The following is a 23,125-nucleotide window of genomic DNA, read 5'->3' as shown; positions in this document are numbered from 1 at the left end:
CGAGGTCCACCCCTCGATCGACCCTACCGTCCGGTAGACATGCCGAAGTAGCGTCCCCCAGACGGAGGAACGAACTGATCGGGCAGTTCGCCGCCTGGGGACGCCATGCATCCGGTGTCGTACAGGCTGTGTTGCAGCACAGCTGATCTCCTCATCGCGGTTGCCCGGTCCGGCGTTACACCGGCCCTGCACAAAACCGAAGATCAAGGAGAAATGCCTATGAAGCGCATGGCTGTCGCAGCTGTGGCCGTGTTGGCAGGCGCTCTCGCGACCACGGCATCCCCTGCCGCCGTCGCCGCCGAGGGACCCTCTGCCGACCTGCTCGCCGCGATGCAGCGCGACCTGGGACTGGACGCCACGCAGGCGGCGGAGAGGCTGCGCCAGGAGAGCGCGGCCGTTGCCCTGCAGCGGGTGGCCGAGGGGTTCGCCGGTGAGAGCTTCGGGGGCGCGTGGTTCGACGCGGCCACCGGCAAGCTCGTCGTGGGCGTGACCGACGCGGCCAAGACGGACCGTCTGCGCAGGCTCGGCGCGGAACCCCGCACGGTCGCGCACAAGGCCAGCGACCTCGACGCGGCCAAGCAGAAGCTGGACGCGACGCCGGCTCCGGCCGAGGTCACCGGGTGGTACGTCGACACGAAGGCGAACGCCGTCACCATCACCGTGAAGCGCGGGCAGTCCGACGCCGCGAAGCCGCTGGTGGAGAAGGCGGGCACGGTCGCGAAGGTCGTCGAGACCGACGAGGCCCCGCGGTTGTTCAAGGACACCCGCGGCGGCGACGCGTACTACATCAACAACGCCGGACGGTGCTCCGTCGGCTTCGCGGTCGAGGGCGGCTTCGTCTCGGCCGGCCACTGCGGGTCGCCCGGCGACACGGTGACCGGCGTCGACAAGACGGCGATGGGTGAGTTCGACAAGTCGTCCTTCCCGGGCAACGACTACTCGTTCGTGAAGACGAACTCGTCGTGGACCTCCACGCCGAAGGTCAACCACTACGGCGGCGAGGACGTCGTGGTCTCGGGTCACACCGAGTCCGCCGTGGGCGCGTCGATCTGCCGTTCCGGCTCGACCACGGGCTGGCACTGCGGCGAGGTCGAGGCGAAGAGCCAGACCGTGAACTACCAGGAGGGCTCGGTCAGCGGCCTCACGCGCACGAACGTGTGTGCGGAGCCCGGTGACTCGGGTGGCTCGTGGGTCAGCGGCACGCAGGCGCAGGGCGTCACCTCGGGTGGCTCCGGCAACTGCACCAGCGGCGGCACGACCTACTACCAGCCGGTCAACGAGATCCTGGAGGCCTACGGCCTGACTCTCACCACCGGCTGATCACCTGGTCTGATAGGCCGTGACCAGCAGTGACACCTGAGTGCCCGGCACGTTCGCGTGCCGGGCACTCGTCACGAGTTCGGTGCGCAGAGCCACGAAGTACCGCTCCAGAGCGAGGCGCAGCAGCTCCTCGTCCGTGGGTTCGCGCACCACGATCAACACCCCGTCCGGGTGCAGTGCGCGGTGCAGTTGCGCGGCGATCTCGCGAATGGACGCACAGGAAAACGACATGGGGCAGTCCTGAGGGCTGAGTCGTGACGGGACGTGCGAAGGAGGGCGAACGCCGGTCCGGCGTCGCCCTCATGCCCTCAAGTCACGCGATATGGCAGCCCACTGAACAGGGACCCTAGGGCCTAGCCCTGACGCTCTTCCATCCACTTTTCGCGGTGCACCCGCCAGCGGTCGAGCATCGTGCCGAGCTCGGCGTGCGCGAACCGGAAGAACTCGCGGGTCTCGTCCAGCCGCAGCCCCGCGTCGGTGGCAGGGCCGAGCGCCCGGACGCCCTCGGTGAGGATCTCGTCGATCATCCCGAGCATCTGGTCCTTGCGGAACGTCGCCTCGAACCAGACGTTGTCGCGCATCCGGTAGACGTCGCGGCGGGACCCCGGCTCGCGTTCGCGGCTGACGATCTGGACGGTGGTCAGGTAGCGCACCGCGCCCGACACCGCCGCCGGGGAGATCTGCAGCAGGTCGGCGATCTCGGCCGCGGTGAGCCGTCCCGAATCCGTCGTCAGCAGCGCCGCGAGGATGCGAGCCGGCATGCGGGGCACGCCGGTGTCCGCCAGAATCCCGCCGAACCGTTCGACGAACTGGCTCACCGCCTGCGTGTCACGCTCCGTAGTACTCGTCACGGCGGCATCATCCCCTTTCGTCAGCCGATCGGGCAAAATTTACACGCTTCACGAAGTTGTGAAAGAAGCGTAGCTTACTCGCCATGACATCCGCGATATCCGTGTCGGGCCTGGTGAAGACCTTCGGCCCGACGCGTGCACTGGACGACCTGAACCTGGACGTCCAGACCGGTGAGGTGCACGGCTTCCTCGGCCCGAACGGCGCCGGCAAGTCGACGACGATCCGAATCCTGCTCGGCCTGCTGCGTGCCGACTCCGGCACCGCGCGGCTGCTCGGCGGCGACCCGTGGAAGGACACCGCAGCCCTCCACCGCCGCCTCGCCTACGTCCCCGGCGACGTCAACCTCTGGCCCAACCTGACCGGTGGCGAGGTCATCGACCTGCTCGGACGGCTCCGTGGCGGCCTGAACAAGGCCCGCCGCGCCGACCTCCTGGAGCGGTTCGAACTGGACCCGCGCAAGAAGGGCCGCACCTACTCCAAGGGCAACCGGCAGAAGGTCGCGCTGGTCGCGGCCCTGTCTTCAGATGTCGAGCTGCTCATCCTCGACGAGCCGACCTCGGGCCTCGACCCGTTGATGGAGGCCGTCTTCCAGGACTGCATCAACGACGAACGCGAGCGCGGCCGCACCGTGCTGCTCTCCAGCCACATCCTCGCCGAGGTCGAGGCCCTGTGCGATCGGGTGAGCATCATCCGCAACGGCCACATCGTCGAGACCGGCACCCTGGCCGACCTGCGGCACCTGACCCGCACGTCGATCTCCGCCGAGCTCGCGGGCCCGCCCAACGGCCTCGCGAACCTCAAGGGCGTGCACGACCTCGTCGCCGAGGGCAACCGGGTCAAGTTCGAGGTCGACTCGGACGAGCTCGACCCCGTGCTCAAGCAGCTGGTGACCACGGGCGTGCGCACGCTGACGTCGCAGCCGCCGACCCTCGAAGAGCTGTTCCTGCGGCACTACGAGGACGCGAAATGATCGGGACCCTGCACCTGATCCGGCTGGCCCTGCGCCGCGACCGGATCCTGCTGCCGATCTGGGTGTTGTTCCTGGTCGGCGTCACCTACTCGACGACGACGGCGCTCGAGGAGCTGTACGGCACGCAGCAGTCGCGTGACCTGCTTGGCGTCACCGCGAACGCCAATTCGGCGTTCCTCGCCATGCTCGGCCCGTTGCACGACTGGTCGTCGCTGGGCGGTCTGGTCGTGTGGCGTTGGGGCGTCTTCTCAGGCCTGTTCATCGCGATCATGGCCATGTTGGTCGTCACGCGGCACACGCGCGCAGAAGAAGAAGCGGGCCGTACCGAACTCATCGCCGCCACGGTCGTGGGACGGCACGCGCCGCTCGCCGCCGCCGTGATCGTCGCGGGCGGCACGAGCCTGCTCATCGGCCTGCTCCAGGCGCTGGCGCTGATCGGCAAGGACCTGGACCCGGCGGGCGCGTTCGCGTTCGGCCTGTCGACGGCTTCGGTGGGGCTGGTCTTCACCGGCGTCAGCGCGTTCACCGCCCAGCTCTCGGAGAACTCCCGCGTGTCCAACGCGATCGCGGGCGGGTTCCTCGGCGTGATCTACATGTTCCGCGCGGCGGGCGACGCTGCGGGGGAGTCCGGGCCGCAGTGGCTCACCTGGCTGTCGCCGATCGGCTGGACCGAGCACGTCAGGTCGTTCGCGGACAACAGGTTCTGGGTGCTGCTGCTTCCGCTCGTGGCGTTCGGTGCGCTCGTGGGCGTGTCCGCGTACATCGTGACGCGACGGGACGTGGGCCTCGGTCTGCTGGCCGCGCGCCTAGGACCACCGGAAGGGACCATCGGCACGCCGTTCGGGCTCGCCTGGCGGTTGCAGAAGGGCTCGCTGATCGGCTGGTCCATCGCGTTGTTCGCGGTCGGCGTGATCTACGGCAGCGTCGCGCAGGCGGTCGGGCAGATGGTGCAGGACAACCCGACGCTCGGCCAGATCGTCAGCAAGATCGGCGGCGCCGACGCGATGGTGGACGCGTTCTTCGCGACGGTGACGCAGTTGCTCGGCCTGATCACTTCGATCTACCTGGTACAGGCGATCCTGCGGCTGCGGTCGGAGGAGACGTCGTTCCGCGCGGAGCCGATCCTCGCCACGCCGGTGTCGCGCTGGGGCTGGGTCGCGTCGCACGCGGTGTTCGCCCTGGTCGGCGGCGCGGTCGTGCTGGCGGCGTCCGGCCTGGGCCTCGGCCTGGTCTACGGCATCCAGATCGACGACGTGGGCACGGTCCTGCCGAAGATGCTCGGCGCGGCACTGGTGCAGCTGCCCGCGGCGTGGGTGATCGCGGGCGTCTCGTTGGTCCTGTTCGGACTGTTCCCGCAGCTCACGGCCGTGAGCTGGGCGGCGGTGTCGGTGGCGCTGGTGCTGACGTTGCTCGGCCCGGCGTTGCAGCTCGACCAGTGGATGATCGACGTCTCGCCGTTCACGCACGTCCCGAAGTACCCGGACATCACCTTCGGACCGCTCGCCTGGCTCACGCTGGTCGCGGTGGTGCTTCTGGCGGCGGGGTTCGCCGGGTTCCGCCGGCGCGACGTGACCACGTGACGATCGCCGGGATCGTGATCAGCAGGCCCGCCGGCACCAGGAAGCTCAGCAACGGGTGGGACTGGTAGAGCGGGACGAACGCCAGCGGGGCCGTGGCGGCGCCCATGAAGCGCAGTGACTGCACGACACTGACGCTGCCGCCCCTGTTGGCGTTCTCGCTCTGCAACACCAACGCGTTGATGCTCACCAACAGACCCTGAGCAGCAGCGCCGGTCAATGCCCAGCACAACACCACCACGGCGGCCAACGGCGCCGTGCCGACCGCCGTGACCATGGCCGCGCCGAGCGTGGCGCCGAGGATCGCGGTGGTGCGAGCGCCGAACCGGTCGACCGCCTTGCCGACGAACCGCGCGGTCAGGAACCCGACGACGCCGAACCCGGTCAGCAGCACACCGCGCTGGCCCGCGCTCAGCCCGAACGCGTCGTCCAGCCGGAACGCCACGAGGAACGACAGCCCGCCGAGACAGCCCCAGCCGATGAACCCGACCAGCGCCGGCCACAACGTGCTAGGCACGAACGCGCTGCGCAGACTGGCGTCGCGTTCGGGTTCGGCGTCGGTCTGCGGCACGCCCAGGATCGCGAGTCCGACGCCCACGACGGCGATCACCACGAACGCGAACCGCCAGTCGATCTCGGCGGTCAGACCGCCTACCAGCGGCGCGGACGTCTGCCCGGCCGCCTGCATCGACCCGAACAGCCCGAGCGCGCGCCCGAGCTTCTCCTTCGGCGTCGAGGCGGCGATCACCGCGAGCAGCACCGGCGTCGTGAACGAGTTCGCCGCGCCCTGCAACGCCCGCGAGGCCAGCAGCACCTCGAACGTCCAGGAGGTGGCGGCCAGCAGGGACGCGGCGGCGTAGGCGATGTACGCGATCCGGACAGTCCGTTGTGGACCCCAGCGTTGCGCCAACGTGCCGGAAGCCAGCATCAGCACCGCGAACGGCACCATGTAGTACGTCAGCGTCGCCGCGGCCGAGCCCGGTGACCGGCCGAAACTGGCCCCGATCTCCGGCAGGATCGACGTGGTGACGGCGCCGCCGAACGGCCCGATCAATGCGCCCGCGTACAACCCGGCGCGTGCCAACCGTCCCACAGACACCTCCGCCGCTCACCCTATTGCGGTGAGCGGCGGACAGTGCCGAAAAGTGGTTGTTGTCGCTAAGTTTCTCAGCCGCCGAGCTTGGCAGTGACGCCCTGAGTCTGTTCCCGCACGCCGGTGAGGTTGCCCTGGAACGACTCCCTGACGTCGCTCACGGTCGTGTGCGGACCGTTCTCCCCGAGGGAGTCGACGGAGGAGATGGGAGCAGCACTGGCGGGAGACACGGCCAACAGCACGCCGCCGCCCGCAGCGAGACCGACAGCGATCTTGCGCACGAGAGACACGGAGGTTCCTGTCTGAGAGGTGGATCTTGGTAACCATTCCTCGGCAGATGGAAACCTGAACTCGATCACTCGAAGGCATGAAAAAGCCGTCCCGGTCCAAATGACCAGGACGGCGTCTGACCTGCGTGAAGGAACCTCAGTGCTCAGCGGGGGAGTTCACTCGGATCGTGACTGCTGCTGCCCTGCGCGGTGTGCACCACGACCTTCCACGTTCCGACCTCGCCGCCCTCGGGCCCCGGCCACCACGCGGTCCACCAGCCGGAGCCGGTCCCCGCCGTGATCACCTGACCGTCGGCCAGCGCGATCTCGACCTTGGTGACGTCCGGTCCCATCCGGCCGACGACCCGTGAGTACTGGTCGTCGCCGTTGCCGCTCGAGCTCGACGTCTCGTAGGTCACTGCGGCGCCGTTGAGCGGGGCGACCGGTCCGCCCGTGAGCCCCTGGTAGTTGAAGACCTCCTCGCCGATCGCCATGCACTCGGCGAGACCGGCGTCCTTCTTCAGGATCAGGATCGTCGCGATGCCGCGTTGTTCGGCGAGCACGACGTCCGACGCCGCCGGCGCACTCGCGCCCCACGCCTCGGCGCACGCGCGGGCCTGGGGGAGCACCAGGTCGGAACCGGGCTGTCCGGGGGTGGGGGTCCACTGCGCGAACGCCTCGTCGGTGGCTCCGGGAAACAGGGCGATCCCCGCCAGCACGCCCGCGGCGGCCGCCGTCGCGGCGAGTCCGATGATCGTCCGGCGCGACCGGGCCGAGCGCTCGGAGGCGTACGTGCCGGCCATGACGCGCTCGACGTGGGCGGTGGAACGGATCCACTCCACCTGGTTCGGCTCGCGGTCGCGGGCGGGGTCCAGGTCCTTCAGTTCGGTCATCACGTGCGCGCTCCTGCTCGTTCGGGCATGGGGTTCAGGGCCTGTTCCAGGCGTTGCCGCGCGCGTTTGAGCCGCATCGCGAAGGTCGTGCGGCGGCACCGGAGCACGGCGGCGGCCTGGTCGGCGGTGAGGCCGTCGAACGCGACCAGCGCCAGCACCTCGCGGTCGGCGGCGCTCAGCGTCCGCCAGGCGCGGACCAGGTCGAGGCGTGCCGCGACCTCGGCCGACCCGTCCGGCACCAACTCGTCGAACGACGACGCGATCCGCACGTCCAGCGCTCGCCGGCGCAGCAGGCCGCGGGTCTGGTTCGCCATCGTCTTGCGCGCCACCGCGAACAGCCACGGCCGGGCGTCCTGCGGCACGTCGGCCAGGCGCCGCCACGCGGTCAGGTAGACGGAGGAGACGACGTCCTCGGCCTCGGCGGGAGGCACGCGCCGTTCCACGAACCGCAACAGGTCCGGGTAGGTGCGGCGGTGCAGATCCCGGAAGCGGTCCTCCCTGGTGTCAGGTGGGGATTCCCTCATGGCGTCCTTTCGGTGGTGACCCTTCACCTCCTACCTGTCCGGCAGACGCGTGGTTGTCACACCCGAAAACGAAGAAGGCCCCCGGAGCGGGGGCCTTCTCGGCTGTTACTGACGGGGACCGGTCGACGGCCAGCCCGGGCCGCGGCCGCGGCGGCGCAGGTAGCGCTCGAACTCCGCGGCGATGTCGTCGCCGGACGCCTCGGTGATCTGCATGGCCGCGTCGCCGCGCTCTTCCAGCGCCCGCACGTAGTTGCGGACGTCCTCGTCCTCGTCGGCCATCTCCGAGACCGTGCGCTCCCACTCCTCGGCCTGCTCCGGCAGCGCGCCGAGCGGCACCTCGATGTCGAGGACCTCCTCGACCCGGTGCAGCAGGGCCAGCGTGGCCTTGGGGGAGGGCGGCTGCGAGACGTAGTGCGGTACGGCGGCCCAGAACGAGATCGCCGGGATGCCCGCCTGCACGCACGCGTCCTGGAACACGCCGACGATGCCGGTGGGGCCCTCGTACTTCGAGTGCTCCAGGCCGAACTTCTCGGCCGCGTCCGCGTCGTAGGCCGTACCGGTGACCGGGACCGGGCGGGTGTGGGGCGTGTCCATGAGCAACGCGCCCAGCGTCACGACGGTCGTCACCCCGAGGGCGTCGATGTGGCCCAGCAGTTCGGCGGCGAACTTGCGCCACCGCATGTTCGGTTCGATGCCGTGCACGAGGATCACGTCCACGTCGGAACCGGGCGGGCGGCACACCGACAGCCGCGTCGTCGGCCAGTCGACCCTGCGCGTGACACCGTCGACCAGGCGCACGGACGGGCGCGTCACCTGGAAGTCGTAGTAGTCGTCCGGGTCGATCTCGGCGAGCGGGGTGGCGTCCCAGGTGAGTTGGAGGTGCTCGATCGCGGTGCTGGCGGCGTCACCTGCGTCGTTCCAGCCTTCGAACGCACAGACCATGATCGGAGCCGTGAGCGGGATGCGCGGGTTCGAGGAGGTCGGGGATTCCTGGGACGGATCGTTCACGGCGCCAGACTACGGGTTCGGCGAGTCAACTCATCGTAGGCTTGGCCCATGGGTGATCGCGGAGCGTCGCGGTTGCCGGAAGCCCTGGTCAGCAGGGTTGTCGTCGCCGACGCTGGCGTCCGCGCACGCCCGGTGCGGTCGCGTATCGTGAGCACCTGGGGTTCCAGCTCACCGAAGCGCTGGCCGGGGGTACCGGCACGAGCGGGTCCGCGAGGAGCTCGGGTGGCCGACCGGTGGCAGCGTCGCCGCCGAGGAGTTCTGCCACTTCGGCCACCGCGCCGGGGCACGCCGTCCGAGAAACTCCAGCTCCACCCGGAACAGTCCACCGACGCCTTCGTGGCGCACCATCCGGAGGCGAAGTACTTCGATGTCTGACCTGCACGCAGTCCTGTGGGACATGGACGGGACGCTGCTGGACTCCGAGAAGCTGTGGGACATCCCGCTCTACGAGTACGCGGAGAAGCTCGGCGGCGTGCTGTCCCTGGAGACCCGCGAGCGCATGGTCGGCACCAACGTGCCCACGACGATGCGCCTGCTGTTCGCCGACGTCGGCGTCGAACCGACCGAAGCGGACCTCGTGGACGGCGCCGCGTGGATCTCCCGCCGCACCGAGGAGGTCTTCCGCGCGGGGCTGCCGTGGCGTCCGGGCGCGCAGGAGGCGTTGCGGGCCGTGCGCGACTCGGGCGTGCCGATGGCGTTGGTGACGTCGACCGAGCGCGCGTTGACCGAGGTCGCGCTGGACACGATCGGGCGTGACCTGTTCGACGTGACGGTGTGCGGGGACGAGGTGGACGGGCTGAACAAGCCGCTGCCCGAGCCGTACCTGAAGGCGGCGCGGCTGCTGGGCGTGGACGCTGCGCGGTGCGTGGCGATCGAGGACTCGCCGACCGGGGTGGCGGCGGCCGTCGCGGCCGGGTGCACGGTGCTGGTGGTGCCGTGTGACGTCGAGGTGGAGGCGGGAGAGCGGCGGGTGTTCCGCGACTCGCTCGTCGGCGTGGACGTCGAGGTTCTGAAGACCCTCTAGAGCCAGCAGTCGCGGGGCAGCAGGGTGGGCGTCGTCGGCGCCCACTCCGGCACCGGCGGCAACGCCCGTCCCGAAGGCGTGTCCACCGGGCGCGTCGACGACAGGTTGCGCCACGTCCGGCGTTCGGCCCCCAGGTCGCTGGACAACGGGTACATCATCCCCACGCCCTGCCGCAGCCGTACTTCTTCGGCCAGCTCCACGGCTCGTGGGGTGCACACGACCCACTCCTGCACCGGCCCCCACAGCCACAACGCGGGCCCGTCGACCAGTTCCGTGCGGATCTCGGTGCGCCCATCGGCCGCACACCACCGCACGGGCCGATGCGTGCCGCGCACCGTGCCCGCGCGCACGATGTGCCACACGGCCAAGGGTTCGCTCAACGACGACGTGGGCGCGACGTCGTTCACGACACCTGGCGACACCGGTTCGAAGCCGAGGAACGTCCGCCGCACCGACGCCGAGAACCGCACGCCGTTCGCCAGCGTCTCGGACACGACCGGCAACGACTCGGGGTACGGGACGGACGAGGGCACCACGGGGTCGCTCGCGGGCCAGCCCGGCGACAGCGGACCGGCCGGGGCCGACGCGGTGGACTCCCACTTGCCGATGTCAGGTTCGGAAGGTGCCCCGGCCAGCACGCCCGGCACGTAACCCTGCGGGCCGGCCACGCGCAGGCGCGGGTTGATGTTCCACACCACCGAAGAGGCGACACCGCCGTAGCGCGCGACGCGGTGCCGGCGGCGTTCGATCTCGGCGGCCAGGCCGCGCGGGTCGGCGGTGGGGATGATGACGTCGTAGGCCGCACGCAGCCACACGGCCGGGCCGGCGGGCAGGTCGAAGCGCAGCGGGTGGCTGGAGGAGTGTTCGGGTGTCCGGTACTTCACGCTCTTGAGGAGCACGCCCGGTTCGACCTTCATGACGCCCGCCAGGGGGACGCCGATGATGTCGGTGGCGATGCGGGCGCCACCCACCAGCCGGGTGAAGAGCACGCGGTCCTGTTCCACGACCACGGCGGCCTCGCCGGACAGCGGGACGACGATCGGCGCGTCGTTCATCGGCGCAACTCCGGTGGCAGCAACGGGATCAGGGCGTTCAGGTAGTCGAAAGCGTTGTGGCCCACGCCTTCGCGGTGCACGGTGATGCGGCCGCCGCCGAGTTCGAGGCCGCCGGTCGACTCGCACGGCGCGGCGGTCAGGGCGGGTGTGAGCAGGCGGACGAACGCGAACTCGTCGCAGAACACCAGGAACGCGTCGTCGAAGGCGGGGACGCCCACCGCGATCGCGCCCTTGTTCTCGTCGTGCGTGATGCGCCGCCAGTCCTCGGTGGCCCGCGCCCTGACCCGCAACGACGGGCACGGGCCGAGCGCGGTGCTGACCGAGACGAACGCCTCCTCGCGCGCCTTCTGGTCGCCGCCGGCCGATTCCAGGCCGACGACGCGGACCTCGGTGCGCGTCGTGAACGTGCGCCCGCCGACGGACGCCACGGTCTCGGTGGGGGTGAAGCGCTTGGGCCGCCACCACATCAGAAGTCGAGCTCCTGGTCGGTCCTCGCCGCGTCCTGGTCCGCGCCGCGCTGGTCGTACGTGATCGTCTTGACCGCGCCGTCGAGGAAGCCCGCCGCCTTGTTCGCGATCTTGACCGGGTCGGTGTACTTCATGCCGTCGGGACCGCTCTGGTCGAGGCCGATCGCCTTCTCGGCGTTGCTGAAGGCGGACTTGGAGAGCGCCTCGCCGAGCGTGCCCGGCTTCTTGGCGGCGCCTTCGAGGAACGCCTTGCCGACCTTCGACTCGGCCAGCACGGCCCGGATCCGGCGCAGCACGTCCATGATCTTCTGGATGATCGAGCGGACCTTGCCGACCTCGCCGGTCGCCTTGCCCACCGAGATCGCCGACTCGACGCCCGTCGCGGCACCGGCGGCCACCTCGGACGCACCGCACGTCGGGATCGCCGCGAGCTGAGCGGCGATCCAGGTGACGACGAGCCACTCGATCAGGTCGCTCAAGATCCCCTTCAGGACGTCTTCGGCGATCTGCATGAACATCGAGCTGCCCTGCAACAGCGACGCGATGTGCCCGGCGGTGCCGGCCGTCGACTCGATGCCGTGGTGGAAGCTGCCGAGCTTCTCCGCCGCCCGGTCGCCTGCGGCGGACTTCCAGCTCCGCAAGCCTTCCTGGAGCTGTTCGTCGAACGTGCGCGCGAGTTCCTCGGTCTGCTTCGCGATGTCGTTGAACGCGCCCGCGGCCTTGCTGGTCGCCGCCGGGTCGCCGGAGACCAGGTCGACGGCCTGCTTGAGCGGCGCCACGACGTCGAGCAGCCAGCCGAGTCCTTTGGAGATCAGGAAGTTCAACGGGTCGGAGATCGCGCCCGCGAACTTCATGCCCTCCTGCACGAACCCGTTCATGTCGGAGATGACGCTGACGACGTCCTTGGCGATCGCCATGCCGTCGCCGGACTTGATGGACTCGCCGAGCTTCGCGCTGTCCTTCATGAGCGAGTAGCTGCTGCCGCCGAACGGAACGGACTTCGCGGCCTGCTTGCCGACGGTGCTGCCGGAGAACTGGCCCGAGTAGCTCTTGACAAGGGCGTCCACAGTGGACTGCTCGTGGCCCGCGTAGGTCTGCGCGGTCGCGGCGAGCGTGGAGTCGATCCTGCCGAAGCCCTCGGTCATCTTGCCGAAGTGGCCGTGCAGGTCGCCCAGCAACGCGTCGTACTGCTCGTACATGCCGAGCAGGTGGCCCAGCGCGCCCCAGCTGATCGCGGGCACGGACGCGGACCTGGCGGCGGCGTCGAGCTTCGCGGACGTGTCGCCCAGCGTGCCGACCGACCGGCCGCACTGGGCCAGCGCGGCCGGGTGCACCTCGATGCCGGTCACCAGCGCTCGTCCTTGCGGAAGATGCTGCCGGTGTCCTCGTCATCGGTCCGGGGCGGCGGCGACGACGGGGGGAGAGGCCGGGTGCCCGAAGACCTCCTGCTGCGTCTTCAGGACCCGGTCCGCGATCGGCAGGCCGGTGTGGCCCTGCACGATCTGGGCCTGCTGCCGCGCGGCGGCCGCGATGGCCTGCCGCACGGTCGCCATTACGGTCTGGGAGAGCTGGCCCGGGCTCAGCCGCTTCGCCTCGTCGGTGAACCGGATGTCCTTGATGGAACCGGACAAACCGGCGACGACCGTGACGGCGTGGTCGGGTGACTGGGCGCTCGCCTCGACGTCTCTGAGTTCTGTGCCCATCGCGTCGTAACCGGCGGCGCGGGCGTCAGCGGCGCGGTTCGCCTGCTCGAAGAAGTCGAGCTTCTGACGCATCTGTTCCAGCAACTCGGCGCTGTCAGGCATGCGCCGAACGTACCAATGACGCCTGGGCGAGGTGGCCGCACGTGCGGCCACCCCACACCATCAGGCGACAGCGGCCTTCTCGGAGGCCTTGGCCCTGCGCGCGGCCGGGTCGATCAGCAGGCCGAACACCACGCCGATGCCGACGTAGAGCGTGGCCAGCTGGGCGAGCGAGCTGAGGCGGAACTGCCACAGGACGTTCACCGGCATGTCCGCGGGAATCGTGTCCGGCGGGGCCGGGAACGCGAGCAGCACCACGGCGGTGGCCGCGGCGACCGCGAGCAGCACGGCCGTCGTCCGCACCGGCTGCGACTGCGCGTGCAACTGCGCGGCGAGCCAGCTGGCACCCCACACGATCAGCAGACCGGCCACCACCACGCCGAGGTAGAGCGCGGTGCGGTAGTTCACCGTCTCCGGGTCGCCCACGGCGGGCGGGTTGGCCGGGTACTTGATCCACGGCAGCAGCGCCACTGCACCGAAGACCGCGGCACCGAACGCGAAGCTGCGGCTGAACGGCGTGCGATCGGTGAACCAGCGCTTCGACAGCGCGTAGGCCGTGGCGAACACCAGGCCCACCGCGATGCCGACGATCACCACGCCGAGCATGCCGCCCACGACCTGGGCGCCGCGGCTGACGAGCTCCTCCTCGCCGCCGTGGGAGTGGCCGGCCTCTTCACCGGCGGGTGCGCGAGCCTCCTCGACCGCGAGCGCGGCCCGGATCGGGATCTCGGTCACCAGCAACTGCACGAGCGCGGACGCGAGACCGGCGATGCCGCCGGCCGCGATTCCGCGCAGCGCAAGGGACTTGTACGTCGTCATGACTTCCCTGCCTGGGGATTCGGGGAGCTAGTGGCAGGGGACGCCGAGGGCGTGGCGGCCGTCGTGGAAGAACTCGTGCAGCAGCTCCGAGCCCGCGCCGAGCGCGAGACCGTTCTCCTGCAGGACGAGGTACGTGACGATCAGGCCGAGCAGTGCGACGGCGAACGCCCACTTCGGCACCTGGACGGCGGACAGATTTGCTGCGGGGCTCGTCATGACGGGCTCCTCCATACCTCGTGGAAGTCAACTCTCCTAGCGGCGCCGCAGCCGGTCTCCTGACTCCCGGATCAACGCTGCCCCCGCGTCTTCCCAGCCCCGGCGGGGACCAGTGACGTGCTCGGCGGGGATCGCTTCCCGGTCACAGTGGCGAGGACCGCGCCGGATTCACACCGGCTTCCCGTCACTGCGGCGCGTGCACCGTAAGTTGAGCCGGCGTTCAAGCACAACCGGCCATAAGAGTTGTTGCGTTCCTCACTTCACGAGTGGACAGTCACCACACTTCCCACCTGCGGCAACGCGGTAGTACAGACAACACGACCGACGCCGGAACGTGACCTCGCCGGGAAAAGTCAGGAATTCTCCCGCCTGTTCGAACGGGGCCGCGCTCATGAGCTGTTCGCCGCGTTCTTCCGCTTCCTCCGCCGTGAGCATGTGTGCGCGAACGACCATTTTGAGCGCGCCCGCGACGTTCGACATCGCGTTGCCCCACAGCAACCCGCTCGCCACCGGCGTGACGGCCTGGATCGCCGCGACCACGGGTGCGAGCGCCTCGGCGGCGGGCGGTCCGAGCCGGGGCTGGTCGATGCGCACGCTCAGGCCGTTGGTGGGGTGGTGCTGCCACCACAGGTTCTCCGGCCGGACATCGATCGGGAGGTGCGCGGCCGTGAGCGGGCTGAGCAACCGGGCCGTGTAACTGAGGAAGAACAGGCTGGCGGCGACGCGCGGTTCGTCGGCTTTGTAGCGGACCGCGATGGCGTCGATGGTGGTCTTGAGGGCCGGGCCTTCGAGCAACGCCGTTCCGGGCAGCCACGACTCGTCCGGACGGCCCACGTCGAGGGCGAAGAACGGGTTGATCCCGCGCACCCGGCGCAGCGCTTCGAGAACCTCGGCGAACTCAGACACGGAAGTTCACGCTACCGGGTGTCCATGCAGGACAGATCACGTCCAACGCCTGGGACAGATGCGACCGCGGTGTGGACGGGGGGTCGGGGGATGGGAGGATGTCATGCCGTGAAGACCTTCGATTCCCTGTTCGCTGAACTGACCGAACGAGCCGCCACCAAGCCGGAGGGATCCGGCACCGTCGCCGCGCTCGAGGCCGGGGTCCATGCGCAGGGCAAGAAGGTCCTGGAGGAGGCGGGCGAGGTCTGGATCGCCGCCGAGTACGAGTCCGACGAGAAGCTCTCCGAAGAGATCTCGCAGCTGCTCTACCGCCTCCAGGTGCTCATGCTGGGCCGTGGGCTCACCCTCGAAGACGTGTACAAGTACCTCTGACTGAAAAGACTTCCACATGCTGCGCGTAGCAGTCCCGAACAAGGGCGCGCTCGCCGAACGCGCCTCCGCCATGCTCACCGAGGCCGGCTACCGGCAGCGGCACGAGCCGCGTGACCTGACCGTCCTCGACAACAACAACGACGTCGAGTTCTTCTTCCTGCGTCCCAAGGACATCGCGATCTACGTGGCGTCCGGTGACCTCGATCTCGGCATCACCGGCCGCGACCTGGCCGCCGACTCGGGCGCCGACGACAACGGCTCCTCCGTCGAGGAGTTGCTGGCGCTGGGCTTCGGCTCGTCGACCTTCCGGTACGCGGGGCCTCGCGGCACCGACTGGAAGGTCGAGGACCTCGAGGGCAAGCGCCTCGCCACGGCGTACCCGAAGCTCGTGGGCCGCGATCTCAAGGCCCGCGGCATCACCGCCAAGGTGATCCGCCTCGACGGCGCGGTGGAGATCTCGATCCAGCTCGGCGTCGCCGACCTGATCGCCGACGTGGTCGGCTCGGGCCGGACGCTCAAGCAGCACGACCTGGTGCCGTTCGGCGACCCGATCTGCGAGTCGGAGGCGGTCCTCGTGCACCGCAACGGCTCGGAGCTCACGGCCGCCAAGAAGCAGCTCACCGCCCGTCTGCAGGGCGTCGTGTTCGCGCAGCAGTACCTGATGCTCGACTACGACTGCCCGCGCTCGATCCTGGACGACGCCATCGCGCTGACGCCGGGCCTCGAGTCGCCGACGGTCGCGCCGCTGGCCAACCCGGACTGGGCGGCCGTGCGGGCGATGGTGTCGCGCAAGGAAGCGAACAACGTGATGGACGCGCTCGCGGCCATCGGTGCCAAGGCCGTGCTGGCCTCGGACATCAGGTTCTGCCGCCTGTGATCACGGAGCACGCCCTGCTCGACGTCCTGCCGGGTTCCGAGCAGGACTTCGAGTGGGCGTTCGGCGAGGCGCGGGAGCTGATCTCCGCCTCGCCGGGCTTCCGCGGCCTCGAACTGCTGCGCTGCCTGGAGACGCCGTCGCGGTACCTGCTGCTCGTGCGGTGGGACTCTCTTGAGGATCACACGGTGGGGTTCCGGCAGGGGCCGACCTATGAGCGGTGGTCTTCGTTGCTGCACCGCTTCTACTCGCCGTTCCCGGTCGTGTCGCACTACGAGAGCGCGCTGAGCACCTCGTCGTCCGTGGTCTGATCGAAGCTGTCGTACCAGCGGCTCACGGCCTGGAAGTGCTTCGGCGTGAGGATCGCGACGACCGGCGTCCGGAACGTCCGCAGCGCGTCTCTCGCGGCCACCGGCACGGCGAGGGTGACGCTCTTCGGGGTGTTTCGTGCGATGTGGTGGAGCGCCGCTCTGGCGGTGACGCCGGTGGCCAGGCCGTCGTCGACCAGGATGACGTCGCGGTTCTTGATGGTCAGCGGCCGGTCGCCTCGGTAGAGGGTGGTGCGGCGCTGCGCTTCGGCCCGTTCGGCGTCGGCCTGGTGGCCCAGTTGTTCCTCGGTGAGGTTCAGCGCTCTGAGGACTCTCGGGTCGTAGATCGGTTCGCTGTCGGCGGTGACGGCGCCCACGCCGTACTCGGGGTGGCCCGGGGCGCCGATCTTTCTCGCGACTACGACATCCAGCTCGGCGTTCAGGTGGGTCGCGATCTCCTTGGCGACCGGGACGCCGCCTCGGGGCAGGCCGAGGATCAGCGGGTCGTGCCAGGGTTGTGCGGCGAGGCGCGCGGCGAGGGCGCGGCCCGCTTCCTGCCGGTTCGCGAACCTCTTCATCGTCGCCCTGACGCTACGCCCTGTGCGGCTCAGTCGAACAACAGGCCGATGACGTCGGTCTCCTCTGAATGCCGAGCCACCACCCACCACGCAGCCTTCGGCGCCGCAGACCAGGGTGGCGCAGGAGGAGGACGAGTTCTCCGTCTCGTTCGAACCGGACTCGGAGACGATCACGGTGGAAAGCCGGTTGTTGCTGCTCCGGTTCGCGGCGACCGTCGGACCGCGTGACCGGGTCAGCCTGGTGGGCACACCGCCAGGATCGGAGATCCCGGCAGCGCGGTCGCGCTGAGCCGGCGGCGTGTCGACCTGGTGCTCCAGGCGTTCGTCGACGCCGGGGTGGCCCGTGACAACATCACCGCCGAAGGCGTCGGGTATGCGGAAGCCTCGCCTGAGTTCGACTCCCGTGATCGCCGCGTGAGGGTGCGGCGGATCCCGGCACCGTGACTCAGCGCTTGCGCACGAACAACGCCTGCGCCGTCGTGCCCACCGGGCCTTCGACGTCGTGCACCACGCTGGTCGCCACCCCCACGCCGTCCGGCCCGATCGTGGTGCGCGCGTCCATGCCCACCCACTCGCCGGTGGGGCGGCGGTGCAGGTGGACCGTCAGGTCCGTGTTGATGGCGTACCACTTGCGAATGTCCACACGGGACGAGACGCCGCTGGCCGAGTCCACGACGGCGAACAGGCGCTCCTCCGGGGTGGGCTCGGAGCCCTCGACCACGGCGACGCGTGGGCGGGCCCACACCTGGGCGTCGCCCGGCGTGAAGATGCCGCCTGACACGGAAAGCCACTCGACGGCCGCCAGGTAGCCGCCGCCCCAGTGTTCGGGGATCTCCATCGGCACGGCGGTGGAAGGTGGTGCCAGCGCGGGCACTTCGCCTCCCGCCACTGCTGTGGTGTCGGCGTCGACGATGCGCCACGCACGGGCCGTGAGCACCGCACGGCCTTCGAAAGAAAGGGAAGCGGCGAGGAGTTCCACGGAACGGCCTGGGCGTTCGACCGAAGTGGACACCGTCAGGTCCGCCACCGGGACCGGGCCGAGCACCTCGAAGGTGACGCGCGCCAACGACGACGACTGGTTACCCAGGCCCAGCAACGCGCGCACCAGCAGCGCCGAAGGTGGGCCCAGGTGCTGGCTGTCCGGGCCCCACGGGCCGACGGTGTGCTCGGTGGAGCGGAACGTGGTGTCGCCCAGCGGCAGGTAGAAGGCGGCCATCAGTCGCGGTCCTGGAGGGGTTCGGTGTCGTCGGGCTCCGGCCAGCCCGGGTAGGGCGGCGGGGTGCCGTCGAACGCCGGGCAGAACGCCTTGTGGTCGCAGTAGTCGCACAGGCGGCTCGGGTTGGGGCGGAAGTCGCCGGTCGGCGCGGCGCGCATGATGGCCTGCCAGATGGCGTCCAGCGTGCGTTCGAAGCGGGCCAGTTCGCCTTCGTCCGGCTGGTAGGCCAGGGCTTGGCGGTCGGCCAGGTACATCAGGCGCAGCTGGCGCGGGACCACGCCGCGCAGTTTCCACAGGACGAGGGCGTAGAACTTCATCTGGAACAACGCCTTCGCCTCGCCGATCTCGCGCGGCGCGGCGCCCGTCTTGTAGTCCACGACCCGGATTTCACCCGTCGGGGCGACGTCCACCCGGTCGATGTAGCCGCGCAGCAGCACACCGGACGGCAGTTCGGACTCGACGAGGAGTTCGCGCGACTCCGGCTCCAGGCGGCGCGGGTCCTCCAGACCGAAGTAGCCGTCGAGCAGCTTCGTGGCCGACGCGAGCCACTCCGCCTCCTCCTCGCTGTTCTCCGCCTCGAAGAGCGTGGCGAACTCCGGGCGCTCGCCCTTCACCCGGTCCCAGGCAGGGGAAATCATCGCGCGGGCCCGGTCCGGGACGCGTTCGGCGGCGGGCAGCGCGAACAGGTCTTCCAGCACCGCGTGCACCACGGTGCCCCGCACCTGCGCCTTCGTCGGCCGCTCCGGCAGCCGGTCGACCGCGCGGAACCGGTAGAGCAGCGGGCACTGCTTGAAGTCCCCTGCCCGGGACGGCGACAGCGCGGGCCTGCGCAACGTGGTGCTCATGCTTCGCACGATAGGACAGAGGTCTGACAATTCCGGGAGCGGCCACCGAACCGCGAGATCACACCACCCGCTCTACAGTGCTCCCGTGGCCGCGCGGATCAACGAACGAGAGGGCGGCCTGCTGCTGTTCCGGGTGGCGGGCATCCCCGTGGTGCTCGCGCCGTCGTGGTGGATCGGTTCGGCGATCGTGGTGGCGTTCTACGCCCCTCTGGTCGACGACCTGGCACCGGGAACGCCGCCGGGCATCGGTCTTCTCGTGGCCGCGTTGTTCGCCGTCTTCCTCGGACTTTCCGTGCTGGCGCACGAACTCGGCCACTGCGTCGCGGCGCTGCGGCTCGGCCTCCCGGTCAGAAGACTCAGGCTCTACCTCCTCGGCGGACTGTCCGAGATCATGCGCACCCCCGGCAAACCCAGCCACGAAGGCGTGGTCGCGGGCGCCGGGCCGGTGGTGTCCATCGCGCTCGCCGTCGTGTTCGGCATCGGTGGGTTCGCGATGACGTCCGGCGGGGTGTTGTGGCTGCTGGTGGTGCAGATCGCCGGCGCGAACCTCGTCGTGGCCATCTTCAACCTGTTGCCGGGACTGCCGCTCGACGGCGGCAGGATCGTGCGCGCGGGCGTGTGGGCCGCGACCGGGCAACGAGCGACGGGCACGCGTGTCGCCGTGGTCGGTGGTTTCGCCGTGGCCGTCGCGTTGGTGGTGTGGGCGCTGTACGGCGTCGCTCAGGGCGCTGAGGACCGTTGGCTGCGGTTCGGCGTGTGCGTGCTCACGGCGTGGGTTGTTGTTGCCGGTGCGCGCAGCGAACTCGCCAGCGAACGCCGCAGGACGTGGCCAGAGGGCGTCACGCTCAACGACCTGATCCTGCCCGTGCTGCAACTGCCGGCGGAAAGTCCTGTCGCGGACGCGCTCAGCACGTCGGCGGGACGGGGCGTCGTGCTGGTGCGGGCCGACGGCGTGGCGGCCGGGCTGCTCGACACCGAACTCGCCCGCAAACTCGCCGCCGCAAGCCCTTTCGCGCCCGCCGAACAGGCCGCGGAACCGATCCGGCCGGAGACGGTGCTGCTCGCCGACGAACCCGGCGAGGAGATCGTCGAACGCGTGCAGGGCACGGCCGCGTGGCAGTTCCTCGTGGTCGATCTGGAGGGCCGTCCGGCCGGTGTGCTGCGCAGGGAGGACCTGCGTGCGGCCATTGAGAAGGGCGTTTGACACCATTGCGCGGTGATTAGCGCAAGTGGACCGTTCCAGCCGGGTGACCGGGTTCAGCTGACCGACCCCAAGGGGCGGCACTACACGGTCGTTCTCGAGCCCGGCAAGGAGTACCACACCCACCGCGGCGCCATCCCGCACGACCTGCTGATCGGCCAGCCCGAGGGTTCGGTCGTCGCGTCGGTGGGCGGCACGAACTTCCTGGCGCTGCGCCCGCTGCTGCCGGACTACGTGCTGTCGATGCCGCGGGGCGCGCAGGTCATCTACCCCAAGGACGCCGCGCAGATCTGCATGTACGGCGACATCTTCCCGGGCGCGCGCGTGCTGGAGGCGGGTGCCGGGTCCGGTGCGCTGTCGTGCTCGCTGCTGCGCGCGGTGGGGGAGAAGGGCAGCGTCCAGTCCTACGAGGTGCGCGACGACCACGCGGTCCACGCCATCCGCAACGTGGAGACGTTCTTCGGCGAACGGCCGGGCAACTGGTCGATCACCGTCGACGACGTGAAGAACCACGAGGGCGAGGTCGACCGGGTCATCCTCGACATGCTCTCGCCGTGGGAGGTCCTGCCCACGATCGCGAAGAACCTCATCCCCGGTGGCGTTCTCGTCGTGTACGTCGCCACCACCACACAGCTGTCCGTGGTCACGGAGGCGCTGCGGGAGATGACGTGCTGGACGGAGCCGCACGCGTGGGAGACGCTCGTCCGGCCGTGGCACGTCGTGGGTCTCGCCGTGCGCCCGGAGCACCGGATGATCGCGCACACCGCGTTCCTGCTCACCACGCGCAAGCTCGCCGACGGCGTGACGGCACCGAAGCCGCAGCGCCGTCCCAGCAAGGGCTGAGCGACGCCGAAGGGGCCCTCCCGCAGCCGGGAGGGCCCCTTCAGCACGTGGTCACTTGGACGGTGCGCCGGCGCTCTGCACGCCGCAGACCTTCCAGTCGCCACCCTCTTGAGCGAGCTTGTAGATGATGAACGACTTCACCGTGCCGGTGCCGCCCTGCGGATCCGGGATGCCCGCGTAGTCCGCCTTGAACGTGCCGGTCGCCCCGGACGTCGTCACCTCGCCGGCCGTGATCGTCAACTGGGGCGCGGGCTTCGGCGTCTTGTTCGCCTTCTCGGCGTCCGCCGCCATCTTGTCGCAGATGTACGGCTTCATCGCGGTCAGGTCGAACTTGCCCTCGCGGCCCTGCTTCTGGTTCTCCGCCGCGAAGTCGGCGACCATCTCCTTGAGCTTCGCGTCCCCGCTGCCGGACTTGCTCGGCGACGACGGCTTGGTGGTGTCCTTCGTCGGTTCCGGCGCGTTCGTGTCGCTGTCCGAGGCCGCCGTGGTCGTCGGCTTCGAGTCGTCACCGGAGAGCAGCACGGCCGCCGTGACACCGCCGCCGACGAGCACCAGCACGCCGACGACGACACCGATGATCAGGCCGGTGTTGCTCTTCTTCGGGGGCGGACCGCCGAACCCGCCGGGCTGGCCGTAGCCCTGGGGCTGGCCGTAGGGGTTCTGCTGCTGCCCGTACGGGCCTTGCTGGCCGTAGGGACCCGGCTGACCCTGCTGCGGGAAGCCACCGCTCGGCGGCCCCTGCTGCCCGTGGCCGGGCTGGCCGTACGGGCCCTGGGGCTGCTGGCCGTAGCCCGGCTGGGGCTGCTGCTGCCCGTACCCCGGCGGCGGCTGCTGGCCGTAGCCGGGCTGCTGCGGGCCCGGGCCTTGAGGCTGCTGGCCGTGGGGCCCGGGCTGCTGCGGCGGGTAGGTCATCGGAAATCCCCCGAAACTGAAGTGCTGAACCCGATCACTTGGTCGGGATCGGCGGAACTGAGAAGTCAGGCAGCTTGATGTCCTTGGCGAGCGTGCAGAACTTCCAGTCGCCCGACTCCTTCTTGAACTTCACCGTGGTGTCGAAGCTCTTGGACTCGGTGCCGATCGTCACGGTCGTGGACACGCCGACGTCCGCGGTGTCGCCGTTGACCTTGACGTCCTTGACGTTGACCTTCGGCGCCGGCATCTTCTTGAGCTCCTCGGCCAGCTTGCGCTGCTCCGGGGTGAGCTTCTTCTCCGCCTCCTCGGCCTCCTTGAGGGCGGCGTCGCAGGCCATCGACTTGGCCTTGCTCTCGTTCTTCGCGGCGGCCGCGGCGTAGTACTCCTCGGCGACCTTCTTCACGTCCGCCGCGTCGTCACCGCCGCCCGAGTTGCTCGAACCGGAGTCGGAGGACGAGCTGCTGGAGGAGTTGCCGGAGAGCATCACCGCCGCCGTGACACCGCCGCCGACGAGCACCAGCACGCCGACGATGACGCCGACGATCAGGCCGGTGTTGCTCTTCTTGGGCGGCGGGCCGCCGAAGCCGCCAGGCCCTCCGTAGCCCTGGGGCTGGCCGTACGGCCCCGGTTGCTGACCGTAAGGGCCCGGCTGACCCTGCTGCGGGAAGCCACCGCTCTGCGGGCCCTGCTGGCCGAACGGGTCCTGCTGCGGCTGGCCGTACGGACCGGGCTGCTGGCCGTAACCGGGAGGCGGCTGCTGGCCGTAGCCCGGCTGGGGCTGCTGGCCGTACCCGGGCTGGGGCTGCTGGCCGTAACCCGGCTGCTGCGGCGGCTGCTGCCCGTACGGTCCACCGGGCGGCGGCTGCTGCCCGTAGGGCCCGGGCTGCTGCGGCGGGTAGGTCATCGAAACTCCCCCGATGCGGATGAGGTGATCTTTCGCTGGACATTGTGGTGCTTCGCCCGACAACTCGCGGGCGAATGGTGCCTATCGACACGCACGAGTGGTTATGCACACGGCCTTGAGTTGCGATCCGGCCGCGCGAAGGTCGCGTCTGATAACGATTGTGGCAACTCCACCGGTAATCGAGCGCGATGCTCTGCGCTGTCGGGGTGGTGCGCCGGTCGCGTCGGTGGAACCACCCGGTTGGCCGCACGCCCTCCGGACGCACCGGAGGCCCGCT

30 protein-coding genes, 1 pseudogene and 1 riboswitch are annotated in these 23,125 nt (G+C 70.0%); of the genes and pseudogenes, 12 read left to right on the top strand and 19 right to left on the bottom strand.

Translation table 11 applies throughout. The annotated features are described in order from the left end of the window. The first annotated feature begins 219 nt into the window (after positions 1–219). Positions 220–1,320, top strand: coding sequence for a S1 family peptidase (locus JNUCC0626_RS17510; protein ID WP_394620827.1), 1,101 nt, complete (start codon positions 220–222; stop codon positions 1,318–1,320). Here the strand turns inward: JNUCC0626_RS17510 and JNUCC0626_RS17505 are convergent, their stop codons facing one another. Continuing rightward, positions 1,321–1,551, bottom strand: coding sequence for a hypothetical protein (locus JNUCC0626_RS17505; protein WP_394620826.1), 231 nt, complete (start codon positions 1,549–1,551; stop codon positions 1,321–1,323). 122 nt (positions 1,552–1,673) lie between these two features. Next, a complete protein-coding gene (locus tag JNUCC0626_RS17500) occupies positions 1,674–2,171 on the bottom strand; it encodes a GbsR/MarR family transcriptional regulator (protein ID WP_394620825.1) in 498 nt (165 codons plus the stop codon). Positions 2,172–2,254: 83 nt separating this feature from the next. On the opposite strand from JNUCC0626_RS17500, the gene JNUCC0626_RS17495 reads away from it, so the two are divergent. Both JNUCC0626_RS17495 and JNUCC0626_RS17490 read left to right on the top strand, forming a co-directional pair. After that, the gene (locus tag JNUCC0626_RS17495; RefSeq protein ID WP_394620824.1) at positions 2,255–3,142 is read left to right on the top strand and encodes an ABC transporter ATP-binding protein; all 888 of its coding nucleotides are present in this window, start codon (positions 2,255–2,257) and stop codon (positions 3,140–3,142) included. Next, positions 3,139–4,722, top strand: a complete 1,584-nt coding sequence (locus JNUCC0626_RS17490) for an ABC transporter permease (RefSeq protein ID WP_394620823.1) — start codon at positions 3,139–3,141, stop codon at positions 4,720–4,722. The genes JNUCC0626_RS17495 and JNUCC0626_RS17490 overlap by 4 nt, the downstream gene beginning before the upstream one ends. On the opposite strand, the gene JNUCC0626_RS17485 is transcribed toward JNUCC0626_RS17490, so the two are convergent. The 5 genes from JNUCC0626_RS17485 to JNUCC0626_RS17465 all read right to left on the bottom strand — a co-directional run bounded on the left by JNUCC0626_RS17485 (position 4,652) and on the right by JNUCC0626_RS17465 (position 8,440). Further along, positions 4,652–5,812 carry an MFS transporter gene (locus tag JNUCC0626_RS17485; RefSeq protein WP_394620822.1) on the bottom strand — a complete coding sequence of 387 codons (1,161 nt, stop codon included), beginning with the start codon at positions 5,810–5,812 and terminating at the stop codon, positions 4,652–4,654. The genes JNUCC0626_RS17490 and JNUCC0626_RS17485 overlap by 71 nt on opposite strands. A 74-nt stretch (positions 5,813–5,886) precedes the next feature. Beyond that, positions 5,887–6,093 carry a hypothetical protein gene (locus tag JNUCC0626_RS17480; RefSeq protein WP_394620821.1) on the bottom strand — a complete coding sequence of 69 codons (207 nt, stop codon included), beginning with the start codon at positions 6,091–6,093 and terminating at the stop codon, positions 5,887–5,889. Between the two features lie 152 nt (positions 6,094–6,245). Continuing rightward, complete coding sequence (locus JNUCC0626_RS17475; RefSeq protein ID WP_394620820.1) at positions 6,246–6,974, bottom strand: hypothetical protein; 729 nt, start codon at positions 6,972–6,974, stop codon at positions 6,246–6,248. Further along, positions 6,974–7,498: an RNA polymerase sigma factor gene (locus JNUCC0626_RS17470; RefSeq protein ID WP_394620819.1), complete on the bottom strand. Its 525-nt coding sequence runs from the start codon at positions 7,496–7,498 to the stop codon at positions 6,974–6,976. Before JNUCC0626_RS17470 ends, JNUCC0626_RS17475 begins: the two co-directional genes overlap by 1 nt. Before the next feature lie 105 nt (positions 7,499–7,603). Continuing rightward, a complete protein-coding gene (locus JNUCC0626_RS17465) occupies positions 7,604–8,440 on the bottom strand; it encodes a PAC2 family protein (protein ID WP_394622052.1) in 837 nt (278 codons plus the stop codon). A gap of 206 nt (positions 8,441–8,646) precedes the next feature. Here JNUCC0626_RS17465 and JNUCC0626_RS17460 point away from each other — a divergent pair. Together JNUCC0626_RS17460 and JNUCC0626_RS17455 are read left to right on the top strand one after the other, a co-directional pair. Further along, positions 8,647–8,881, top strand: a pseudogene (locus tag JNUCC0626_RS17460) (hypothetical protein); the annotation flags it as partial. Further along, complete coding sequence (locus tag JNUCC0626_RS17455; protein ID WP_394620818.1) at positions 8,874–9,530, top strand: HAD family hydrolase; 657 nt, start codon at positions 8,874–8,876, stop codon at positions 9,528–9,530. The pseudogene JNUCC0626_RS17460 and the gene JNUCC0626_RS17455, both read left to right, overlap by 8 nt. Here JNUCC0626_RS17455 and JNUCC0626_RS17450 read toward each other — a convergent pair. From JNUCC0626_RS17450 to JNUCC0626_RS17420, 7 genes are all read right to left on the bottom strand, one after another. After that, the gene (locus tag JNUCC0626_RS17450) at positions 9,527–10,585 is read right to left on the bottom strand and encodes a hypothetical protein (RefSeq protein WP_394620817.1); all 1,059 of its coding nucleotides are present in this window, start codon (positions 10,583–10,585) and stop codon (positions 9,527–9,529) included. The genes JNUCC0626_RS17455 and JNUCC0626_RS17450 overlap by 4 nt on opposite strands. After that, entirely contained in the window at positions 10,582–11,052 is a 471-nt protein-coding gene (locus tag JNUCC0626_RS17445; protein WP_394620816.1) for a hypothetical protein, read from the bottom strand. Before JNUCC0626_RS17445 ends, JNUCC0626_RS17450 begins: the two co-directional genes overlap by 4 nt. Beyond that, the gene (locus JNUCC0626_RS17440; protein ID WP_394620815.1) at positions 11,052–12,401 is read right to left on the bottom strand and encodes a hypothetical protein; all 1,350 of its coding nucleotides are present in this window, start codon (positions 12,399–12,401) and stop codon (positions 11,052–11,054) included. Before JNUCC0626_RS17440 ends, JNUCC0626_RS17445 begins: the two co-directional genes overlap by 1 nt. 39 nt (positions 12,402–12,440) lie before the next feature. Continuing rightward, on the bottom strand, positions 12,441–12,857 hold the full coding sequence (locus JNUCC0626_RS17435; RefSeq protein ID WP_394620814.1) for a YbaB/EbfC family nucleoid-associated protein: 417 nt from the start codon (positions 12,855–12,857) through the stop codon (positions 12,441–12,443). 60 nt (positions 12,858–12,917) lie between these two features. Beyond that, positions 12,918–13,673 (bottom strand): CbtA family protein, encoded by a 756-nt coding sequence (locus JNUCC0626_RS17430; protein WP_394620813.1) that lies wholly within the window; start codon positions 13,671–13,673, stop codon positions 12,918–12,920. Between the two features lie 27 nt (positions 13,674–13,700). Further along, complete coding sequence (locus JNUCC0626_RS17425; protein WP_394620812.1) at positions 13,701–13,889, bottom strand: CbtB domain-containing protein; 189 nt, start codon at positions 13,887–13,889, stop codon at positions 13,701–13,703. A 32-nt stretch (positions 13,890–13,921) separates the two neighbouring features. Beyond that, positions 13,922–14,096: riboswitch (cobalamin riboswitch) on the bottom strand. Between the two features lie 48 nt (positions 14,097–14,144). Beyond that, positions 14,145–14,795, bottom strand: a complete 651-nt coding sequence (locus tag JNUCC0626_RS17420; protein ID WP_394620811.1) for a (2Fe-2S)-binding protein — start codon at positions 14,793–14,795, stop codon at positions 14,145–14,147. Between the two features lie 108 nt (positions 14,796–14,903). Between JNUCC0626_RS17420 and JNUCC0626_RS17415 the strand changes: the two genes are divergently transcribed. From JNUCC0626_RS17415 to JNUCC0626_RS17405, 3 genes are read left to right on the top strand one after another with little or no spacing between them, the layout of a single operon-like run. Continuing rightward, a complete protein-coding gene (locus tag JNUCC0626_RS17415) occupies positions 14,904–15,167 on the top strand; it encodes a phosphoribosyl-ATP diphosphatase (RefSeq protein WP_089912086.1) in 264 nt (87 codons plus the stop codon). A 16-nt stretch (positions 15,168–15,183) separates the two neighbouring features. Further along, the gene (gene hisG, locus JNUCC0626_RS17410) at positions 15,184–16,044 is read left to right on the top strand and encodes an ATP phosphoribosyltransferase (RefSeq protein ID WP_394620810.1); all 861 of its coding nucleotides are present in this window, start codon (positions 15,184–15,186) and stop codon (positions 16,042–16,044) included. Beyond that, on the top strand, positions 16,041–16,352 hold the full coding sequence (locus JNUCC0626_RS17405) for an antibiotic biosynthesis monooxygenase family protein (protein ID WP_394620809.1): 312 nt from the start codon (positions 16,041–16,043) through the stop codon (positions 16,350–16,352). The genes hisG and JNUCC0626_RS17405 overlap by 4 nt, the downstream gene beginning before the upstream one ends. On the opposite strand, the gene JNUCC0626_RS17400 is transcribed toward JNUCC0626_RS17405, so the two are convergent. Further along, a complete protein-coding gene (locus JNUCC0626_RS17400; RefSeq protein ID WP_394620808.1) occupies positions 16,313–16,927 on the bottom strand; it encodes a phosphoribosyltransferase in 615 nt (204 codons plus the stop codon). The genes JNUCC0626_RS17405 and JNUCC0626_RS17400 overlap by 40 nt on opposite strands. Before the next feature lie 115 nt (positions 16,928–17,042). Here JNUCC0626_RS17400 and JNUCC0626_RS17395 point away from each other — a divergent pair, with 115 nt between their 5' ends. Continuing rightward, positions 17,043–17,216 (top strand): hypothetical protein, encoded by a 174-nt coding sequence (locus JNUCC0626_RS17395; protein WP_394620807.1) that lies wholly within the window; start codon positions 17,043–17,045, stop codon positions 17,214–17,216. Between the two features lie 20 nt (positions 17,217–17,236). Further along, complete coding sequence (locus JNUCC0626_RS17390; protein WP_394620806.1) at positions 17,237–17,371, top strand: hypothetical protein; 135 nt, start codon at positions 17,237–17,239, stop codon at positions 17,369–17,371. A gap of 1 nt (position 17,372) precedes the next feature. On the opposite strand, the gene JNUCC0626_RS17385 is transcribed toward JNUCC0626_RS17390, so the two are convergent. After that, on the bottom strand, positions 17,373–18,146 hold the full coding sequence (locus JNUCC0626_RS17385; protein ID WP_394622051.1) for a thioesterase family protein: 774 nt from the start codon (positions 18,144–18,146) through the stop codon (positions 17,373–17,375). Then, positions 18,143–18,988, bottom strand: a complete 846-nt coding sequence (locus JNUCC0626_RS17380; protein ID WP_394620805.1) for a RecB family exonuclease — start codon at positions 18,986–18,988, stop codon at positions 18,143–18,145. Before JNUCC0626_RS17380 ends, JNUCC0626_RS17385 begins: the two co-directional genes overlap by 4 nt. A gap of 85 nt (positions 18,989–19,073) precedes the next feature. On the opposite strand from JNUCC0626_RS17380, the gene JNUCC0626_RS17375 reads away from it, so the two are divergent. Continuing rightward, entirely contained in the window at positions 19,074–20,192 is a 1,119-nt protein-coding gene (locus JNUCC0626_RS17375; RefSeq protein ID WP_394620804.1) for a site-2 protease family protein, read from the top strand. A gap of 15 nt (positions 20,193–20,207) precedes the next feature. Beyond that, entirely contained in the window at positions 20,208–21,032 is an 825-nt protein-coding gene (locus JNUCC0626_RS17370) for a tRNA (adenine-N1)-methyltransferase (RefSeq protein WP_394622050.1), read from the top strand. 51 nt (positions 21,033–21,083) lie between these two features. Here the strand turns inward: JNUCC0626_RS17370 and JNUCC0626_RS17365 are convergent, their stop codons facing one another. Together JNUCC0626_RS17365 and JNUCC0626_RS17360 are read right to left on the bottom strand one after the other, a co-directional pair. Beyond that, positions 21,084–21,944 carry a hypothetical protein gene (locus JNUCC0626_RS17365; protein ID WP_394620803.1) on the bottom strand — a complete coding sequence of 287 codons (861 nt, stop codon included), beginning with the start codon at positions 21,942–21,944 and terminating at the stop codon, positions 21,084–21,086. A gap of 34 nt (positions 21,945–21,978) precedes the next feature. Beyond that, complete coding sequence (locus JNUCC0626_RS17360; protein ID WP_394620802.1) at positions 21,979–22,848, bottom strand: hypothetical protein; 870 nt, start codon at positions 22,846–22,848, stop codon at positions 21,979–21,981. Between the last annotated feature and the right edge of the window lie 277 nt (positions 22,849–23,125).

This window comes from Lentzea sp. JNUCC 0626 (assembly GCF_043632865.1).
Classification (GTDB): Bacteria; Actinomycetota; Actinomycetes; order Mycobacteriales; family Pseudonocardiaceae; genus Lentzea.
Note: the sequence above shows the minus strand (reverse complement) of the source record. Positions and strands in the feature narration are given on the sequence as shown.

What these genes read in the sequence shown, in the direction of transcription:
- JNUCC0626_RS17510 (WP_394620827.1), top strand. Translation starts at nt 220, where the DNA reads ATGAAGCGCATGGCTGTCGCAGCTGTGGCCGTGTTGGCAGGCGCTCTC.
- JNUCC0626_RS17505 (WP_394620826.1), bottom strand. Translation starts at nt 1,551, where the DNA reads ATGTCGTTTTCCTGTGCGTCCATTCGCGAGATCGCCGCGCAACTGCAC.
- JNUCC0626_RS17495 (WP_394620824.1), top strand. Translation starts at nt 2,255, where the DNA reads ATGACATCCGCGATATCCGTGTCGGGCCTGGTGAAGACCTTCGGCCCG.
- JNUCC0626_RS17490 (WP_394620823.1), top strand. Translation starts at nt 3,139, where the DNA reads ATGATCGGGACCCTGCACCTGATCCGGCTGGCCCTGCGCCGCGACCGG.
- JNUCC0626_RS17475 (WP_394620820.1), bottom strand. Translation starts at nt 6,974, where the DNA reads ATGACCGAACTGAAGGACCTGGACCCCGCCCGCGACCGCGAGCCGAAC.
- JNUCC0626_RS17470 (WP_394620819.1), bottom strand. Translation starts at nt 7,498, where the DNA reads ATGAGGGAATCCCCACCTGACACCAGGGAGGACCGCTTCCGGGATCTG.
- JNUCC0626_RS17465 (WP_394622052.1), bottom strand. Translation starts at nt 8,440, where the DNA reads ATGGTCTGTGCGTTCGAAGGCTGGAACGACGCAGGTGACGCCGCCAGC.
- JNUCC0626_RS17455 (WP_394620818.1), top strand. Translation starts at nt 8,874, where the DNA reads ATGTCTGACCTGCACGCAGTCCTGTGGGACATGGACGGGACGCTGCTG.
- JNUCC0626_RS17450 (WP_394620817.1), bottom strand. Translation starts at nt 10,585, where the DNA reads ATGAACGACGCGCCGATCGTCGTCCCGCTGTCCGGCGAGGCCGCCGTG.
- JNUCC0626_RS17445 (WP_394620816.1), bottom strand. Translation starts at nt 11,052, where the DNA reads ATGTGGTGGCGGCCCAAGCGCTTCACCCCCACCGAGACCGTGGCGTCC.
- JNUCC0626_RS17435 (WP_394620814.1), bottom strand. Translation starts at nt 12,857, where the DNA reads ATGCCTGACAGCGCCGAGTTGCTGGAACAGATGCGTCAGAAGCTCGAC.
- JNUCC0626_RS17430 (WP_394620813.1), bottom strand. Translation starts at nt 13,673, where the DNA reads ATGACGACGTACAAGTCCCTTGCGCTGCGCGGAATCGCGGCCGGCGGC.
- JNUCC0626_RS17425 (WP_394620812.1), bottom strand. Translation starts at nt 13,889, where the DNA reads ATGACGAGCCCCGCAGCAAATCTGTCCGCCGTCCAGGTGCCGAAGTGG.
- hisG (WP_394620810.1), top strand. Translation starts at nt 15,184, where the DNA reads ATGCTGCGCGTAGCAGTCCCGAACAAGGGCGCGCTCGCCGAACGCGCC.
- JNUCC0626_RS17400 (WP_394620808.1), bottom strand. Translation starts at nt 16,927, where the DNA reads ATGAAGAGGTTCGCGAACCGGCAGGAAGCGGGCCGCGCCCTCGCCGCG.
- JNUCC0626_RS17380 (WP_394620805.1), bottom strand. Translation starts at nt 18,988, where the DNA reads ATGAGCACCACGTTGCGCAGGCCCGCGCTGTCGCCGTCCCGGGCAGGG.
- JNUCC0626_RS17365 (WP_394620803.1), bottom strand. Translation starts at nt 21,944, where the DNA reads ATGACCTACCCGCCGCAGCAGCCCGGGCCCCACGGCCAGCAGCCTCAA.
- JNUCC0626_RS17360 (WP_394620802.1), bottom strand. Translation starts at nt 22,848, where the DNA reads ATGACCTACCCGCCGCAGCAGCCCGGGCCCTACGGGCAGCAGCCGCCG.